Source organism: Morganella sp. HMSC11D09, from assembly GCF_001807955.1.
GTDB classification, from domain to species: Bacteria; Pseudomonadota; Gammaproteobacteria; order Enterobacterales; family Enterobacteriaceae; genus Morganella; species Morganella morganii.
The window spans coordinates 146456-164051 of the sequence record NZ_KV791696.1; the positions used below are offsets into that span (position 1 = coordinate 146456).

General features: G+C 51.4%; 13 protein-coding genes and 2 tRNA genes (1 of these 15 only partly in view). 5 read left to right on the top strand and 10 right to left on the bottom strand.

Features of this window, described 5'->3' with window-relative positions:
- From HMPREF3119_RS12320 to HMPREF3119_RS12335, 4 genes are all read left to right on the top strand, one after another.
- Window positions 1-26: transfer RNA gene (locus tag HMPREF3119_RS12320), tRNA-Ser, on the top strand; it begins 49 nt to the left of the window's first position.
- Window positions 27-55: 29 nt separating this feature from the next.
- Window positions 56-132 (top strand) — tRNA-Val (locus HMPREF3119_RS12325).
- A 388-nt stretch (window positions 133-520) separates the two neighbouring features.
- Window positions 521-1933 (top strand): pyruvate kinase PykF, encoded by a 1413-nt coding sequence (pykF, locus tag HMPREF3119_RS12330; RefSeq protein WP_004235443.1) that lies wholly within the window; start codon window positions 521-523, stop codon window positions 1931-1933.
- Window positions 1934-2258: 325 nt separating this feature from the next.
- On the top strand, window positions 2259-2495 hold the full coding sequence (locus HMPREF3119_RS12335) for a major outer membrane lipoprotein (protein ID WP_004239093.1): 237 nt from the start codon (window positions 2259-2261) through the stop codon (window positions 2493-2495).
- Between the two features lie 140 nt (window positions 2496-2635).
- Here the strand turns inward: HMPREF3119_RS12335 and HMPREF3119_RS12340 are convergent, their stop codons facing one another.
- From HMPREF3119_RS12340 to HMPREF3119_RS12380, 9 genes are all read right to left on the bottom strand, one after another.
- Window positions 2636-3718, bottom strand: a complete 1083-nt coding sequence (locus tag HMPREF3119_RS12340) for a L,D-transpeptidase family protein (RefSeq protein WP_004235440.1) — start codon at window positions 3716-3718, stop codon at window positions 2636-2638.
- 98 nt (window positions 3719-3816) lie between these two features.
- Window positions 3817-4236: a cysteine desulfuration protein SufE gene (sufE, locus tag HMPREF3119_RS12345; protein WP_004239091.1), complete on the bottom strand. Its 420-nt coding sequence runs from the start codon at window positions 4234-4236 to the stop codon at window positions 3817-3819.
- 8 nt (window positions 4237-4244) lie between these two features.
- Complete coding sequence (gene sufS / locus HMPREF3119_RS12350) at window positions 4245-5483, bottom strand: cysteine desulfurase SufS (protein ID WP_070579875.1); 1239 nt, start codon at window positions 5481-5483, stop codon at window positions 4245-4247.
- Complete coding sequence (sufD, locus tag HMPREF3119_RS12355; RefSeq protein ID WP_070579878.1) at window positions 5483-6787, bottom strand: Fe-S cluster assembly protein SufD; 1305 nt, start codon at window positions 6785-6787, stop codon at window positions 5483-5485. Before sufD ends, sufS begins: the two co-directional genes overlap by 1 nt.
- On the bottom strand, window positions 6762-7508 hold the full coding sequence (gene sufC, locus HMPREF3119_RS12360; protein ID WP_004235432.1) for a Fe-S cluster assembly ATPase SufC: 747 nt from the start codon (window positions 7506-7508) through the stop codon (window positions 6762-6764). The genes sufD and sufC overlap by 26 nt, the downstream gene beginning before the upstream one ends.
- Before the next feature lie 51 nt (window positions 7509-7559).
- Window positions 7560-9044: a Fe-S cluster assembly protein SufB gene (sufB, locus tag HMPREF3119_RS12365; RefSeq protein ID WP_004235427.1), complete on the bottom strand. Its 1485-nt coding sequence runs from the start codon at window positions 9042-9044 to the stop codon at window positions 7560-7562.
- A 15-nt stretch (window positions 9045-9059) separates the two neighbouring features.
- The gene (gene sufA / locus HMPREF3119_RS12370) at window positions 9060-9440 is read right to left on the bottom strand and encodes a Fe-S cluster assembly scaffold SufA (RefSeq protein WP_004239087.1); all 381 of its coding nucleotides are present in this window, start codon (window positions 9438-9440) and stop codon (window positions 9060-9062) included.
- 338 nt (window positions 9441-9778) lie between these two features.
- On the bottom strand, window positions 9779-10204 hold the full coding sequence (locus tag HMPREF3119_RS12375; protein ID WP_049241188.1) for a hotdog fold thioesterase: 426 nt from the start codon (window positions 10202-10204) through the stop codon (window positions 9779-9781).
- Between the two features lie 34 nt (window positions 10205-10238).
- A complete protein-coding gene (locus HMPREF3119_RS12380; RefSeq protein WP_070579998.1) occupies window positions 10239-13307 on the bottom strand; it encodes a D-2-hydroxyglutarate dehydrogenase YdiJ in 3069 nt (1022 codons plus the stop codon).
- 209 nt (window positions 13308-13516) lie between these two features.
- Here HMPREF3119_RS12380 and ydiK point away from each other — a divergent pair, with 209 nt between their 5' ends.
- Window positions 13517-14632: an AI-2E family transporter YdiK gene (ydiK, locus tag HMPREF3119_RS12385; RefSeq protein WP_015422756.1), complete on the top strand. Its 1116-nt coding sequence runs from the start codon at window positions 13517-13519 to the stop codon at window positions 14630-14632.
- Between the two features lie 474 nt (window positions 14633-15106).
- On the opposite strand, the gene ppsA is transcribed toward ydiK, so the two are convergent.
- Window positions 15107-17485, bottom strand: coding sequence for a phosphoenolpyruvate synthase (ppsA, locus tag HMPREF3119_RS12390; RefSeq protein ID WP_004239083.1), 2379 nt, complete (start codon window positions 17483-17485; stop codon window positions 15107-15109).
- Window positions 17486-17596: the final 111 nt, after the last annotated feature.

Genomic DNA, 17596 nt, shown 5'->3' on the forward strand with positions numbered 1-17596 from the left:
TGGTTCGAGTCCACTTGGACGCACCATTTACTTCGCAAAGCAATTTTCACACAGTGCGTCCATAGCTCAGTTGGTTAGAGCACCACCTTGACATGGTGGGGGTCGGTGGTTCGAGTCCACTTGGACGCACCATTTATCAGCAGTTCCGTTTTACCTCCCTTTTCAGTTCATCCGATTTTCAGTCAGTTACCCTCTTCTGTTTTCATTGTACTTCTGCGTATCAATACAGCTGTTTTCTTGCGTTACCGCAAGAATGTTAATTTATTTCTGATTTTATGATTCAAATCACACTAATAACCCTCTATAATGCCTGCGTAGTTGTTGAATGGATTCAGCTTGCTGATTTACAAGCACTGAAACAGAGAGGCGTGATAAAAAACACGCTATACTAAATCTGTTTTTTTACAAAAACGACTAATTTTAATAACCGGGGATCACGACAATTGCCTGTTCTTACTCATGCGGTGTGAATACAGGCGGTTGTTCACTATTTACTCTCAATAACTGTAGATGGGCTGTCATGAAAAAGACCAAAATTGTTTGTACTATCGGACCTAAAACCGAATCAGAAGAGAAACTCGAAGCACTGTTAGATGCCGGCATGAATGTTATGCGTCTGAACTTCTCCCACGGCGATTACGAAGAACATGGTCAGCGCATCAAAAATCTGCGTGCTGTCTGTGCGCGTACCGGTAAGAAAGCAGCCATTTTACTGGATACCAAAGGCCCTGAAATCCGTACCATTAAACTGGAAGGCGGCAATGATGTCGCGCTGGTGGCGGGTCAGACCTTTACCTTTACCACGGATAAATCTGTCATCGGTAACAATGAGCGTGTTGCCGTCACTTATGCGGGCTTCGCGCAGGATCTGAAACCGGGCAATATCGTTCTGGTCGATGACGGTCTGATCGGCATGCGTGTCAAAGAAACCACCGCAACAGAGGTTATCTGTGAAGTTCTGAATAACGGTGACCTCGGTGAAAACAAAGGAGTTAACCTGCCGAATGTGTCTATCGGCCTCCCGGCTCTGGCAGAAAAAGACAAACAGGATCTGATTTTCGGCTGCGAGCAGAATGTTGACTTCGTTGCCGCCTCCTTTATCCGTAAACGTGCCGATGTGGACGAAATCCGTGCTCACCTCAAAGCCAACGGCGGCGAACATATCCAGATCATCTCCAAGATTGAAAACCAGGAAGGGATGAACAACTTCGATGAAATCCTCGAAGCCTCTGACGGTATCATGGTTGCCCGTGGTGACCTGGGTGTGGAAATTCCGGTTGAAGAAGTGATTTTCGCGCAGAAACTGATGATCGAAAAATGTAATACTGCACGTAAAGTGGTCATTACCGCGACTCAGATGCTTGACTCCATGATCAAAAACCCGCGCCCTACCCGTGCGGAAGCCGGTGACGTTGCCAACGCCATCCTCGACGGTACCGATGCGGTTATGCTGTCCGGTGAAAGTGCGAAAGGGAAATATCCGGTTGAAGCTGTCAGCATCATGGCAACTATCTGTGAGCGTACTGATCGCGTGATGCACAGCCGTCTCGGCGATTTACAGGCCGGTAAAAAACTGCGTGTGACTGAAGCAGTCTGCCGTGGTGCGGTTGAAATGTCAGAAAACCTGGATGCCCCGCTGATTGTTGTGGCAACCGCCGGTGGTAAATCCGCGAAGTCTGTCCGTAAATACTTCCCGAAAGCCCCGATTCTGGCGCTGACCACCAACGAAACCACTGCCCGTCAGTTACTGCTGGTGAAAGGTGTGACCACCAAACTGGTGAACGAAATCTTATCAACCGATGATTTCTACCGTATCGGCCGCGAAGCCGCGCTGGAAAGCGGTCTGGCCACCAACGGTGAAATCGTGGTGATGGTATCCGGTGCGTTAGTACCAAGCGGCACCACCAATACCTCATCCGTACAATTACTGTAATATTTTTCAGCATTATCTGAATTAATGAGAGCACCCGCTGCACGGGTGCTTTTTTTATTCTAAACTGTAGGGGAACATGAAATGAAGCAACGGGCCGCAGAATAATTGCCGCTTTCTGAATACGGGATAATACCGCACTGCTGTATCTGTCTCCGCATCAGATTATTTGGTTGAGAATTACGCAATTGCCGTTTTTTTTTGATTTATTTTGCGGTTTCAGGAAAATAATCTTTGTAAACGCTGAATTTCTATTCTCTTTCCCTATTGAAATGTGTAATATCATTACTGCTACTTGGTGATTAACTTTAATCTAGAGGGTATTAAAATGGGTCGTTCTAAGATTGTATTAGGTGCTGTAGTTTTAGCTTCTGCATTATTAGCAGGTTGTTCTTCTAACGCTAAATTTGACCAACTGGACAACGACGTTAAGACGCTGAATGCCAAAGTTGATCAACTGAGCAACGACGTTAACGCAATCCGCGCTGATGTTCAGCAGGCTAAAGACGAAGCAGCACGCGCTAACCAGCGCTTAGACAACCAGGTTCGTTCTTACAAAAAATAATTTGTAATCACGATCTGAAGAACAGGTGGCGTAGCATAAATTATGTTACGCCATTTTTTTATGCCTGCGATTTATGCCGGGCGTAAAAAAACCGCCTCACAACGGAAGCGGTTTTCATCTGTCACAGCGTAAAAGCGATATTACTCTGCGCTGTTTTCCTCACGGACAATCGGACCCGGCTGGGTTAACTGACCCGGTGCAAAATCGGCCGGTTTCAGGTTCAGTGCCTTCACTTCCGCTTCTTCATCCATTTCCACCGGTGCAAAGTTGGTTTTCTCTGCCGGTGCCGCTTCCTGCTTATACTCCGCATCACGGCTGACATTGACCGGCATACCGGAGCGGCGTGCAATCGCCTGCTCAACGATGGCGCTGTTAGTGTCCGGAGACTGAATAAAGCTGGTCAGTCCGGCTGAACGCGCAATCGGCATGGTCTGCGGATCGTCATTTTTATTACGGGACAGTGGCTGATGTACTTCCACATAGCGCTGACCATCCGGTTCAACGGCATATTTCACCGGCTCATTCACGATCTGAACCCGTGTACCTTTCGGAATGGTTTTAAACAGTGCTTCAATATCATGCGGACGCAGACGGATACAACCGGAGCTGACACGCATACCGATACCAAAGTCCGCATTGGTGCCGTGGATCAGGTATTCACCGCGACCGTGCGCCAGACGCAGAGCAAACAGCCCCATCGGGTTTTCCGGACCGGCCGGGATAACTGCCGGTAACGTGATCCCCTGAGCCGCATAGGCTTTGCGGATATTCGCGGTTGGTGTCCAGGTCGGATCTTTGATCAGCTGGGAAACTGAGGTGGTCATAACCGGGGTATCACGCCCCAGCTGACCGATACCAATAGGGTAGACCCGTACGGTATTGGTGCCCTGCGGGTAATAGAACAGACGCAGTTCCGCCAGGTTAATCACAATACCCTGATGCGGGGTATCCGGCAGGATCAGTTGTGACGGGATAATCAGTTCGCTGCCGGGTTTCGGCAGATACGGATCCGTCCCCGGGTTAGCTTCCAGCATCGCCAGCAGGCCGATACCGTATTCGGCGGCAATCGCTTCCAGTGAGCGTCCGTCATCCGGCACAACATAGGTGACGTTTTCACCGATGACCCGGCCCTTATCCGCAGGGAGTTGATATTCGGTTGCCCGGGCTGTTAACGCAGTAACCGCTAACAACAGCCCGCCCAGCAACGGGAGAATTCGTTTCATTCCAGATCCTCAGCTGATGGTATAAAAAAATACGTGGCCGCTTTCCGGCCACGCCAGGTAATATATTATTAGCAGAGTAAGTAAAAGGGAACGATGTTTTATCTCATTTGCTGCGTGTTTTGTATGATTGTTCTGACCATGGCGTTCAGTCCCTGAGTACGGGACGGGGTCAGATGGACAGAAAGTGCCAGTTCCGAGAAGATTTGCGCGATATCCAGATCACGGATTTCCGCCGGCGTTTTTCCCTGATACAGCGCGATAACCAGCGCCACCAGGCCTTTGACAATCGCGGCGTCGCTGTCACCGGCGAACCAGACCCGCCCTTCCTCGTCCTGCTGCATGATGATCCAGACCTGACTCTGACAACCCGATATTTTATACTGCGGCTGCCGCTGCTCTTCTGTCAGCGCCGGTAATTTGTCCCCCAGCTCAATCAGATACAGATAACGCTCCTCCCAGTCATGACAACGGGAGAAATTGCGCAGTAATTTTGCCTGATCCGGCAGCGTAATTTTCATCAGGATCCTTAACCCAGCAGTTTTGCGGTACGTTTCAGTGCGTCCGTCAGTATATCAATATCCGTTTCCGTGGTGTAGAGCGCCAGTGAGGCACGGCACATGGCACTGACACCATAATGCGCCAGCAGCGGCTGTGCGCAGTGATGCCCGGTGCGGACAGCCACGCCGTAGCGGTCCAGAAATGCACCGGTATCAAAAGCGTGATGCACTCCGAGGTTAAAGGCGATCACCCCTTCCCGCAGTGCATTGCCGTACAGAATAATGCCGGGCACCTCTGCCAGCCGCGTCAGCGCATACTGCATGAGAGTGTGTTCATACGCAGCTATCTCCGCCATACCGATGTTATTCAGGTAATCCAGCGCAGCTCCCAGGCCGATAATACCCTGGATATTGGGCGTTCCCGCCTCAAAACGCCACGGTACATCCGCATAGGTAATACCGTTCGTCAGGCTGACCTCTGCGATCATGGCACCGCCGCCTTCGCCGGGAGGCATGTTATCCAGCAGGGATTTGCGTCCCCACAAAATACCGATGCCGGTCGGTCCGTACAGCTTATGGCCGGAGAACGCATAAAAATCACAATCCAGCGCCTGCACATCCACCGGCTGATGCATTGCGCCCTGAGCACCGTCCACCAGCACTGCCAGTTCTCCCCCGGCAGCACGGCTCAGTTCACGTGCCTGAACAATAATCGCTTTCACCGGGTTCACGGTGCCGAGCACATTAGAGAGATGGGTAAAGCTCAGCAGTCGGGTTCGGTTATCGATCAGTTCCGGCAGTTTCCTCAGCACCAGAGTACCGTCATCCGCCATCGGCAATACACGGATCTCAATCCCCGCACTCTCCGCCAGCATATACCAGGGCACAATATTGGCGTGATGTTCCATCTCAGTGATAATGATATTGTCACCATCATTGCAGAATGCGCGACCAAAACTGTCTGCCACCAGATTGATGGCTTCGGTGGTGCCTTTGACAAAAATAATCTCTTCCGTCTGCGGCGCATTGATAAACGCCGCCGCTTTCTGCCGCACGGCTTCCGTGGCAGCCGTGGCCTCTGCACTTAATGTGTGAATGCCGCGGTGAACCGCAGCATAATGGTGAGACGTAAAATCACTCACCGCATCAATCACCTGCTGAGGTTTCTGGGCACTGGCGGCACTGTCGAGGTAGACCAGTGGTTTGCCGTTCACCTCCCCGGCCAGTACCGGGAAGTCTGCCCGCCGCTGTTGTGCTGAATAACTCATTACTGTTTATCCCCCTGATCCAGCGACTGACGGATACGCACCATCACCACGTTATTCAGGACTTCATCGCTGATCGCATCAGTCAGTTCCGCAGCAAACGCGAGGATGATCATCTGCTTCGCGGCTTTTTCCGCGATCCCGCGTGTGCGCAGATAAAACAGCTGTTCCTCATCAATCCGCCCGACCGTCGCACCGTGGCTGCACTTCACATCATCGGCATAGATTTCCAGCTGCGGTTTGGTATCGATTTCCGCTTTCCGGCCCAGTAACAGGTTATTGTTGGTCATCTGGCCGTCTGTTTTCAGTGCATGCGGTGCCACTTTAATCATGCCGTTAAATACCGCACGGCTGTTATCCATCACAATGGTTTTATGGCGCTGGCGGCTTTCACAATACCCTTTGTTATGTTCCAGGTACGTGCGGGTATCAGCGATTTCGCCGTGTTTCGGCAGCACAAGGCTGTTCATGGCCAGCACAATACCTTCGCCGTTAAGCTGTGTGCTGGTGTGATGCCGGGTCAGTTTACCGCCGAGCAGAAAACTGGTGCTTTCCACACGGGCATGGGCGGCGATCACCAAATCATTATGGGCAAAATGGTACGCCTGCGGGTTTTCAAACCCCAGTTTCAGATGGCGGAAATCACTGTTTTCTCCCACGTTCGCGGTCATCCGCGCCCCGGTGAAATGGGCTGATTGTTCATCCGGGCTGATAAAGTGCTCAATCACAGAGACAGCCGCATTCACACCGATATCGAGGTGATAGCGGCTGTGGCGCATATTCAGGGAATCATTATGTGCCGTTGAAATATTCACGATGTACAGGGGTTTTTCCGCCTGTGCGCCGGCTTTCACGCGGATAATTAACGGTGTCTGCGCCAGGCTTTCAGTCAGGTGCAGGAAAATCTCGCCGTTAACCGGTGCCGGGAATTCATTGTGACGGTCAGCCACTGACAACTCAAACACACCTGTATCAGTATCACTCCACTGCGGCGCAAATACACCGTCCACCAGCACTATGCGGTATGCATTCAGTGAGGTCAGCACCGCCTCCGGTAAGACGTTCAGTGTTCCGGTCTTATCCTGATAATCTGCCTCCAGCAATGGTGTCAGCGACGTATAATGCCAGTCTTCCTGATGAAAGGCCGGGAAGCCGGTTTTCTGTGCCTGCTGCCAGTGCTGCGCGGCGTGCCCGGAGAGTGGATGCTGCGCGATAAGCTGTTCTATCCGCCCCATTGCGGCCAGATTGCGCTCACTGACTTCGCGGCGTTTCAGCGCGCGTTCACTGTTGGTCAATAAGCCAGCCATATCCCTGCTCCTCCAGTTTTTTCGCCAGTGAGAAATCACCGGATTTGATGATTTTGCCCTGATACAGCACATGAACAAAGTCAGGCTTCACATAATCCAGGATGCGCTGATAGTGAGTGACAATAATAAAGGCGCGTTCCGGGCTGCGCAGCTGATTCACGCCGTTGGCCACGGTTTTCAGGGCATCAATATCCAGCCCGGAATCCGTTTCATCAAGAATGCAGAGTGACGGCTCAAGGGCGGCCATCTGCAGGATATCATTACGTTTTTTCTCACCGCCGGAGAACCCGACGTTCACCGCACGCGTCAGAAGATCCTGCGGCATATTCAGCAACTCAATTTTATCTTCGATAAAATCAGCGAAATCAAAGCGGTCCAGCGCCTCTTCACCACGATACTCGCGCACTGCATTAACTGCGGTTTGCAGGAAAAATTGGTTACTTACCCCGGGAATTTCCACCGGGTACTGAAAGGCGAGGAAAATGCCTTCACCGGCACGATCTTCCGGTGCCAGCTCCAGCAGGTCTTTACCTTTAAAAGTGACGGATCCGCTGTCAATTTCATACTCTTCCCGGCCGGCCAGTGTGGCAGACAGGGTACTTTTACCAGAACCATTCGGTCCCATAATGGCGTGGATTTCCCCCGGTTTCACGTCCAGTGATAACCCTTTGAGGATTTCGTTACCTTCCACGCTGACATGCAAATCTTTTACACTTAACATAATGTACTACTCCGTCCCGCCGGTTATCCCGCAGGCGCTGATTCTGATGGATTAACCGACACTGTGTTCCAGGCTTATCGCCAGCAGTTTCTGTGCTTCCACGGCAAATTCCAGCGGCAGCTCAGAGAACACATCTTTACAAAAACCGTTTACAATCATTGAGATGGCGTCATCTTCGCTGATACCGCGCTGTAAGCAGTAAAACAGCTGGTCTTCACCGATACGCGAGGTGGTGGCCTCATGCTCCAGTTGCGCACTGTTATTCATCACTTCCACATACGGGAAAGTGTGTGCGCCGCACTCTGTGCCGATAAGCATTGAGTCACACTGAGTAAAGTTACGGGCGTTTTCCGCCCCCGGCAGCACCTTCACCAGTCCCCGGTAGCTGTTCTGGCTTCTCCCGGCGGAAATCCCTTTCGAGATAATTGTGGATTTGGTATTGCGGCCGATGTGGATCATCTTGGTACCGGTATCCGCCTGCTGTGTGCCGTTGGTCAGGGCAACAGAGAAGAATTCACCGACAGAGTTATCCCCTTTGAGGATCACACTCGGGTATTTCCAGGTGATAGCAGAGCCGGTTTCAGACTGTGTCCATGACATTTTGGAATTTTCACCCTCACACAGTGCCCGCTTGGTGACAAAGTTGAGGATGCCGCCTTCACTGTCACCGCCGGAGAACCAGTTCTGAACAGTGGAATACTTCACTTCCGCATCTTTATGGATGATCACTTCCACAACCGCCGCATGCAGCTGATAAGTGTCACGCACCGGTGCGGAGCAGCCTTCGATATAGCTGACATAACTGCCTTCATCCGCAATCAGAATGGTGCGTTCAAACTGGCCGGTTTTGGCCGCGTTAATACGGAAATAGGTGGATAATTCCATCGGGCAGCGCACCCCTTTCGGGACATAAACAAAGGTGCCGTCAGAGGCAACCGCCGAGTTAAGTGCGGCGAAAAAGTTATCGTGATTGGATACCACGGTACCGAGGTATTTTTGCACCAGTTCCGGATAGTCGTGAATCGCTTCCCCGAACGAGCAGAAAATCACACCGTGTTTTTTCAGCTCATCACGGTAAGTGGTTGAGACGGATACGGAGTCAAAAATCGCATCCACCGCCACCGCCTGCCCTTCGCGAACCGGCACGCCGAGTTTTTCAAAGGCTTCTTCCACTTCACTGGTCAGGAAACTGCCCGCCGGGCTTTGCACTGCCCCCGGCTGTGAGCCGCAGGTATCATCACACGAGCCGCATGACGGCGCGGAGTAATAGCTGTAATCCTGATAATCCAGCTGCGGATACTTCGCCTTCAGCCAGTGCGGCTCTTCCATCCCCAGCCAGTGCTGAAAAGCCTCCAGCCGGAAATTGAGCATCCACTCCGGTTCATTTCGTTTGGCGGAAATGGCGCGGATCACATTTTCGTTGATCCCTTTCGCCAGTTCATCCGTGGCGACGTTAGTGAAGAAGCCCTCTTTATAGCGTCCGTCATTCAGCCAGGTCTGGACGTCTTCACCAATCTCTGCATTGCTCTGAGACATAATATGGCTTCGCTCTTAAACCCCGAAGCTTTCACCACACCCGCAGGCATGCTGAGCTTTCGGATTATTAAATTTAAATATCTGATTCAGCCCTTCACGGACAAAATCCACTTCTGTGCCGTCGATAAACGGCATGGCTTTGCGCGGGACATACAGCCGGGCGCCGTCGCGCTCAAACAACATATCCTCTGCATCCGCCTGATTAATCATTTCAAAAACATAACCAAACCCGGCACAACCGGATTGTTTGACACTCAGGCAAAGCCCGATACTGTCCGGGGTGTTTTTCATCAGTGTCACAATCCGCTTTGCAGCGGCCGCTGTCAGTGTGATACCTGTCCAGTCATTATCATTCAGTGAAAAAGTTTCCACCGGGTTGGTGCTGTGCGTTGTCATTATTGACCTCATAAAATTCGACGGGAGCTCTCCGTAAACATCATGTTAATGATAATATTTCTCACTTCAACCACTTGCTTTGAAAGGATATTCCGATTACTGCTTAAATAATAGACAAACCTGTCAGGCAGGCGTTATCATTTTTGAGCGGAAAATGAATTAATCTTTTGTTTATAAAAGAGATTATTTATCAATGATAAATACTTATTACCGTACCGGGCAGTACAGTATCAATGGCACAAAAGGATCATTATAAATGCGACTTTTGCAGAGAAGTGCCGGTACACGGAAATTCCGGGCGGAATTCACCTAATACCGGCTGATATGTTGCTCAGATGTTAGTTTTTTGACCCGCGCAGAATCGCGGTGGTCAGACGGGAAATACAGCATAACCGCTGCTGCTCATCAAAAATCTCAATAGACCAGACCTGCTGGTTGCGTCCGAGGTGTATCGCCTTGCAATAACCGGTAACAACGCCATTGCGCACCGCACGTACATGGTTGGCGTTAATCTCAACACCGACCACGGTTTCGTCCCCTTCACTGCACAGATAACCGGCCACAGAGCCGAGGCTTTCCGCCAGTACCACCGATGCCCCGCCGTGCAGCAGGCCGTGCGGCTGTTTTGTCCGCTCATCAACCGGCATCGTCGCGATTAACTGCTCCGGCTCAACTGCCGTAAAGACAATGCCCAGGTGGCTGAGCATATTCCCTTCCGAGATGCGATTCAGTTCTGCCGGTGTTGCAGGTCGTTTCCATATCATTAATAAGCTCTCCGCGTCGTGTTTTATCCCGCTGTCAGGATACCAGTGTCAGCAGCGCCTGCAACGGGTGCAGCATCACTTTGCCTTCCATCCGTTTTACCTGACTGCGGCAGGAGTATCCGGTGGTCAGACAGCGCTCTGATGGCAGTGACTGGTACGGCTGCGCCCAGGAAAGCTGATAAATTCCTTTCGAGCGCGCCAGGTTCGGCATCTCATGGCCGTATGTCCCCGCCATACCGCAGCAGCCGGTGCTGACAGACTGCAGTGTTGCGCCAAACCGACGGAACAGATTCTGCCAGATTTTCACACTGTCCGGCAGTGCAGTGGCCTCGGTACAATGGCTGAACAGATACCAGGGGGGAGTATCCTCACTGATATCTTTCACCGGTAATAAATCCGCATATTCTGTCAGAAATTCATGGACTAACATCACGCGAAACTGCTGTTTCTCCGGTGGCAGAACAGTTTTGTATTCATCGCGGTAACAGAGCACCAGCGCCGGATCGACACCCGCCATCGGACAGCCGAGCCGTGCCACCCGGTTGAGGAAATCCGCCGTTTTGTTTGCCGTACGGGCAAAGCGGGCGAGAAAACCTTTAATATGCTGCGCTTTTCCGTTCGGGCTGAACGGCAGCAGCACCGGCTGAAAACCAAGCTTTTCCGTCAGTGCGGCAAAATCGGCCACCACTTTTGCGTCAAAATAGCTGGTGAACGGATCCTGAACGATAAAGAGATAGCGCCCGGCGCGGCGCTGTTCCTCACTCATACTTTCCAGCATTTCCAGGGTGACGGAAACCGCGTTGCTCCCCGCCAGCTGCTGTTTCAGTGACGGTGACGACAGCAGCGGTAAATCGGTCATACCCACTGTTTTTTCACTGAGTTTCTGCACCCACGGCTGTTTCAGGAAAAAGTTAAACATCTTCGGCGCTTTCGCCATCAGCGGTGCACCGGCTTCCACATTCGCCACCAGATGGTCGCGCAGCGGGCGCAGATAGCGTCCGTGATAGAGCGCCAGAAACCGGGCGCGGAATTCCGGTACATCAATTTTAATCGGGCACTGTGTGGAGCAGGCTTTGCAGGCCAGACAACCGGACATCGATTCCTTCACTTCATGGGAGAAATCATATTCCCCGCGGGATGCCCGCCGCGTATTGCCAATTTTTTCAATCAGACCACGCAGAGAGATCCGGCTCTGCGGTACGGCCCGTGATAACAGCGCCGGGTCCGTGCCCTGCTCTGTCAGCAGCCGCAGCCATTCGCGCACCAGCCCGGCACGGCCTTTCGGCGAGTGAAAGCGTGATTGCGTCACTTTCATTGACGGACACATCGGGCTTTTGACATCAAAATTAAAACACAGGCCGTTGCCGTTACAGTTCATCGCGCCGGAAAACGTATTTCTGACCTCAACGGGGATTGTTCTGTCATAGGTGCCGCGCTTGATCGCATCCACCTGCATCATCGGTGCGTCACTGGTTAACGGCGCACAAATTTTGCCGGGATTGAGCCGGTTTTCCGGGTCAAATGCCCCTTTGATACGGCGCAGTTCGCGATACAGCGTGTCACCGAAAAAAGCCTCACTGTACTGTGCCCGGAACCCTTTACCGTGCTCACCCCACAGCAGCCCGCCGTATTTGGCAGTCAGCGCGACAATATCATCGGAAATCTGCTTCATCAGCATTTCCTGTTCCGGAGAGCACATATCCAGCGCCGGACGCACATGCAATACGCCCGCATCCACATGACCGAACATGCCGTATTCCAGGTGATGACTGTCCAGCAGCGCGCGGAACTCTGTGATGTAATCCGCCAGATGTTCCGGCGGCACACAGGTATCTTCGACAAACGGGATCGGTTTTGCCGCCCCTTTACTGTTACCGAGCAGACCCACCGCTTTTTTGCGCATTGCATAAATACGCTCAATACCACTCAGTTCACGGCAGACCTGATAGCCAATCACACCCGCTTCATTATTTGCCATTAATGAATCCAGGCGTTCACACAGTGACGCAACCTGCCCGTCAATCAGTGCTTCATCATCACCGCAGAATTCGACAATATTTAATCCCAGCAAGGTCTTATCCGGCACATCCGTGATCAATTCACTGACGGAATGCCAGACGATATCTTCCCGCGCCAGATTCAGCACTTTTGAATCCACGGTTTCCACTGACAGCGCCTGAGCCTCCACCATAAACGGGGCATTGCGCAGTGCGGAATCAAATGCATCATATTTGACATTCACCAGGCGGCGCACTTCCGGGATCGGCGTGATATTGAGTTTTGCCTCAGTGATCACCGCCAGAGTGCCTTCCGAGCCGGTCAGGATGCGGGTCAGATCAAAGGTCTGCATATCATCACTGAAGACATGGCGCAGATCATAACCGGTCAGAAAGCGGTTGAGCTTCGGAAAGCTGTCCAGAATGGTCTGCCGGTGAGTTTCGCAACTCTCCAGTGTGGTGCGGTAAAGTTCCCCCGCCGCACTTTCCTCCTGTGCACAGCGCCACGCCTCGCTGACCGGCAGCGGCGCGGTATCCAGCAGATCACCGCTAAGCAGTACCGAGCGCAGCCCCAGCACATGGTCAGAGGTTTTGCCGTACACCAGCGAGCCCTGGCCGGAAGCATCGGTGTTAATCATTCCGCCGAGAGTGGCGCGGTTGGAGGTGGATAACTCCGGCGCGAAAAAATAGCCGTACGGTTTCAGATACGCATTGAGCTGATCTTTAATCACACCCGCTTCCGCCCGCACCCAGCCCTGCTCCGGGTTAATTTCAAGAATGCGGTTCATATAGCGGGATAAATCGATCACCACACCGTTATTCAGCGACTGACCATTAGTGCCCGTACCGCCGCCGCGCGGGGTAAAGGTAACCGAACGGAATTCATCCTGTGCGGCAAGGCGCATCACCAGAATCACATCAGCGGTCGAACGCGGGAAAACGATTGCCTGCGGCAGAAGCTGATAAATACTGTTGTCGGTCGCGAGTGTCAGCCGATCGCCATAACGGGTGGTGGTATCGCCGGTAAATCCGCTTTCATTGAGGGCGTGAATATAACGTTCAACCGCCGGGCTTACCTGTGGGGATTGCGTTAATCGTGGGATCATTATCTGCGGCTCTTTTATCATAAATGGTCACATTGCAAATCTGACAATATAATTATGTGGTTAACTCTTCATTCTGATGCATGATTCATGCGAGAATATTCACCTTAACACACAATGTATTCATTTTGCGCCTGCAATAAAATAACGCAATATTTGCGCTCCTTTATCGGGAACAACCAGTTAATTCATTTACAAAGGGAAACTTATCCGTGGAAAAATCGCAACCGGGTTATGATTTACCTAAACTAATATTCGCCGTCGGAGCGATATCAATTCTCATTGTCATTAGTTTTTGGGTATTAAGTCCGTTTCTTCCGGGCTTCGTCTGGGCGGGTATGATAGTGATTGCCACCTGGCCGGTTTATACCGCAATCCGCCGCCGTGTCCGTAACAGCCGCTGGATAGCCGCATCTGTGATGGTCATGTTGATTATTCTGCTGTTTGTCTTTCCGCTGGCGCTGCTTATCAACAGTATTGTCGAGAACAGCGAGCCGCTGATGCGCTGGGTCAAATCCCCGGGGCAGCTGACACTGCCGGAGCTCTACTGGCTTGACTCAATCCCGGTTATCGGGCCGAAATTGTTTGCCAGTTGGACAACCCTGGTCGCCAGCGGCGGCAACGCGATGATGGCCAAAATCCAGCCTTACCTCGGACAGGGCGCGGCCTGGTTCCTGACTCAGTTGCTGAGTGCCGGTAAATTCCTGTTCCATCTGGCGATTATGCTGCTGTTCAGTGCTCTGCTCTATCTTCAGGGTGAAGAAGCGATGCGCGGTTTCCGTCACTTTGCTCTGCGCCTCGCCGGCATGCGCGGCGATGCCGCCGTACTGCTGGCAGCGATGTCTGTACGCGCCGTGGCACTGGGTGTGGTGGTCACCGCACTAACTCAGGCAATTATCGGTGGTCTGGGGCTGGGGCTGGCCGGTGTGCCGTTTGCCGCCATCCTGACGGTGCTTATTTTTATCTGCTGTGTGGCACAACTCGGACCGCTGCTGATTATGATCCCGTCCATCATTTATCTGTTCTGGACCGGAGATACCACCTGGGCTGTCGTCATGATTGTCTGGGCCGGTATTGTTGCCACCATGGATGGTGTATTGCGCCCGTACCTCATCAAAATGGGGGCGGATTTACCGATGGTACTGATTCTGACCGGCGTTATCGGCGGGATGTTATCGCTCGGAATGATCGGGCTCTTTATCGGCCCTGTCGTGCTGGCAGTTTCTTACACACTGCTGAAAGCGTGGATGAATGATGTGCCGAAGCCGTCAGATGACCTGACCGAGGTTCGCGCTTATATGGAAGAACAACTCTCAGAAAAAGAATAAGTTTTTAATCAGAGGTGCAGAAGTGCACCTCTGATATATTTAATTAATTATTCAAATATGGTTCATAAATAGCATTAATAATTTGAAATATTAATATACATTGAGAGAATTGCACCGGACTTATTCCGGATACGGACAGAGGTTCTGAATATATTTCACTTATCTAACAATCAGTAAATATATATATTGAGACAATTCTTAATGCAGGCATATCTTAATTATTTTAATATATCAGCCATCAAGTAACGAATTAAAAGGTATTGTTATTCATTACAATGATACCTTCCGAATACAAATATTGCTGTGTGTAGTCTTTGCCTGTCAGCCCATGATAGGCTTTTTTTTTGCCTGTAATTCAGGGTATCTGATTTGGTTTTATTTTGATTTGCCTTAAGTGCGCACAGACATTCTAACACTGAATACGAAAAAAAAGCCCGAAATAATCCGGGCTTTTAATCATTTTAAATGATTGAATCAGTGATTTTCTGCTAATGAAATCCAGGTTTTCACTACAGTATCCGGATTAAGAGAAACACTGTCGATTCCCTGCTCCATCAGCCAGGCAGCAAAATCCTGGTGGTCGGATGGCCCCTGACCACAGATTCCCACATATTTGTTACGTGCTTTCGCCGCTTTGATAGCCATCGACAGCAGCGCTTTCACCGCATCGTTACGCTCGTCAAACAGAGTGGAAACCACACCGGAATCGCGATCCAGACCCAGTGTCAGCTGTGTCATGTCGTTGGAGCCGATAGAGAAGCCATCGAAATACTCGAGGAACTGATCTGCCAGCAGTGCGTTTGACGGGATTTCACACATCATGATCAGACGCAGGCCGTTTTCACCGCGTTTCAGACCATGAACCGCCAGTTCATTCACCACGGCTTCTGCCTGTGCCACAGTACGGACAAACGGGATCATCACTTCGACGTTAGTCAGATCCATATCATTACGCACACGTTTCACTGCTTCACATTCCAGAGCGAAACAATCACGGAAATCATCATGCACATAACGGCCTGCACCACGGAAGCCCAGCATCGGGTTCTCTTCATGCGGTTCGTAGATATCTCCGCCGACCAGGTTGGCATATTCGTTGGATTTAAAGTCAGACAGACGGACAATCACTTTCTTCGGATAGAACGCCGCTGCAATCGTGGCAATCCCTTCAACCAGACGACCGATATAGAATTCAACCGGATCATCATAGCCCTGCATCATGCTGCGGATTTCAGCCTGTAATTCCGGAGTCTGCTGATCAAATTCCAGCAGTGCACGCGGGTGCACACCAATCATACGGTTGATGATAAATTCCAGACGTGCCAGGCCGACACCTTCATGCGGCAGGCAGGCAAAGTCAAATGCACGGTCAGGGTTACCGACGTTCATCATGATTTTGGTGCCCACTTCCGGCATTTTATCGATTTCAGAAGAGTGGATATCAAAATCCAGTTTGCCGCCGTAGACGTAACCGGTATCCCCTTCAGAACAGGAAACCGTCACTTCCTGGCCTTCTTTCAGGAGTTCGGTGGCATCGCCGCAACCGACCACCGCCGGGATCCCCAGCTCACGGGCAATGATTGCCGCGTGACAGGTACGACCGCCGCGGTTGGTAACAATCGCCGCCGCTTTCTTCATGATCGGTTCCCAGTCAGGGTCAGTCATATCAGTGACTAACACATCACCCGGCTGAATACGATCCATCTGGCTCAGGTCATGGATAACTTTGACCACACCGGCACCGATACGGTGACCGATTGCACGGCCTTCAACCAGCACATTACTCTGGCCGTTCAGCTGATAACGTTCCATCACCTGCTGGTTAGAGCGGACGGTTTCCGGACGCGCCTGAACGATATACAGTTTGCCGTTGTTACCGTCTTTCGCCCACTCGATGTCCATCGGACGGCCGTAGTGTTTTTCAATGGTAACGGCCTGTTTTGCCAGTTCTTCCACTTCGCTGTCGGTCAGTGAGAAACGTTTGCATTTTTCTGCATCCACATCCTCAATACGCACCTGTTTGCCGTGGCTGGTGTCATCCGCATAAACCATCTGGATTTTCTTGGAACCCATGGTGCGGCGGACAATAGCCGGACGGCCTTTTTCCAGGGTTGGTTTGTGGACATAAAACTCATCCGGGTTTACCGCGCCCTGTACCACCATCTCACCCAGCCCGTAAGCGGATGTGATAAAGACAACCTGGTCAAAACCGGACTCGGTATCGATAGTAAACATCACGCCGGAAGACGCGAGGTCAGAACGCACCATGCGCTGAACACCGGCAGACAGTGCAACACCACGGTGGTCATAGCCCTGATGCACGCGGTAAGAAATCGCGCGGTCATTAAATAATGAGGCAAATACGTGCTTGATGGCGACCATGATCGCATCAATACCCTGCACGTTTAAGAAGGTTTCCTGCTGTCCTGCGAAGGAGGCATCCGGCATATCCTCAGCCGTTGCGGAAGAACGCACAGCAAAAGATGCGCCTTTCTCGCCTTCGGACAGCTGCTCATACGCGTGACGGATGTCCTGCTCAAATTCCGCGGAGAACGGGGTATCAATTACCCATGCGCGGATCTGCGCACCGGCTTTCGCCAGCTGGTTGACATCGTCAACATCCGTTTTATCCAGCAGCTCATAAATGCGCTGGTTGACGCCACTTTGCTCAAGAAAGTCATTGAAGGCCTGTGCCGTGGTGGCAAAACCATTGGGAACAGACACGCCTAATCCGGAAAGATTGGTTATCATTTCGCCTAAAGACGCATTTTTACCACCGACACGGGGTACGTCATTCATACCTAACTGGTTATACCAAAGTACATTACACGGGGTTTGACCATTGTTGGACATTGCAAGCAATCCTTTTAACATTCAAAAGAAGGTAAAATCGGAAATACGGGCTCTGCTGAGCATCAGAAACAGATTATCACAATGTTTGTAAGAATATAGACAGGTGAATCG

What these genes read in the sequence shown, in the direction of transcription:
- pykF (WP_004235443.1), top strand. Translation starts at nt 521, where the DNA reads ATGAAAAAGACCAAAATTGTTTGTACTATCGGACCTAAAACCGAATCA.
- HMPREF3119_RS12335 (WP_004239093.1), top strand. Translation starts at nt 2,259, where the DNA reads ATGGGTCGTTCTAAGATTGTATTAGGTGCTGTAGTTTTAGCTTCTGCA.
- HMPREF3119_RS12340 (WP_004235440.1), bottom strand. Translation starts at nt 3,718, where the DNA reads ATGAAACGAATTCTCCCGTTGCTGGGCGGGCTGTTGTTAGCGGTTACT.
- sufE (WP_004239091.1), bottom strand. Translation starts at nt 4,236, where the DNA reads ATGAAAATTACGCTGCCGGATCAGGCAAAATTACTGCGCAATTTCTCC.
- sufS (WP_070579875.1), bottom strand. Translation starts at nt 5,483, where the DNA reads ATGAGTTATTCAGCACAACAGCGGCGGGCAGACTTCCCGGTACTGGCC.
- sufD (WP_070579878.1), bottom strand. Translation starts at nt 6,787, where the DNA reads ATGGCTGGCTTATTGACCAACAGTGAACGCGCGCTGAAACGCCGCGAA.
- sufC (WP_004235432.1), bottom strand. Translation starts at nt 7,508, where the DNA reads ATGTTAAGTGTAAAAGATTTGCATGTCAGCGTGGAAGGTAACGAAATC.
- sufB (WP_004235427.1), bottom strand. Translation starts at nt 9,044, where the DNA reads ATGTCTCAGAGCAATGCAGAGATTGGTGAAGACGTCCAGACCTGGCTG.
- sufA (WP_004239087.1), bottom strand. Translation starts at nt 9,440, where the DNA reads ATGACAACGCACAGCACCAACCCGGTGGAAACTTTTTCACTGAATGAT.
- HMPREF3119_RS12375 (WP_049241188.1), bottom strand. Translation starts at nt 10,204, where the DNA reads ATGATATGGAAACGACCTGCAACACCGGCAGAACTGAATCGCATCTCG.
- HMPREF3119_RS12380 (WP_070579998.1), bottom strand. Translation starts at nt 13,307, where the DNA reads ATGATCCCACGATTAACGCAATCCCCACAGGTAAGCCCGGCGGTTGAA.
- ppsA (WP_004239083.1), bottom strand. Translation starts at nt 17,485, where the DNA reads ATGTCCAACAATGGTCAAACCCCGTGTAATGTACTTTGGTATAACCAG.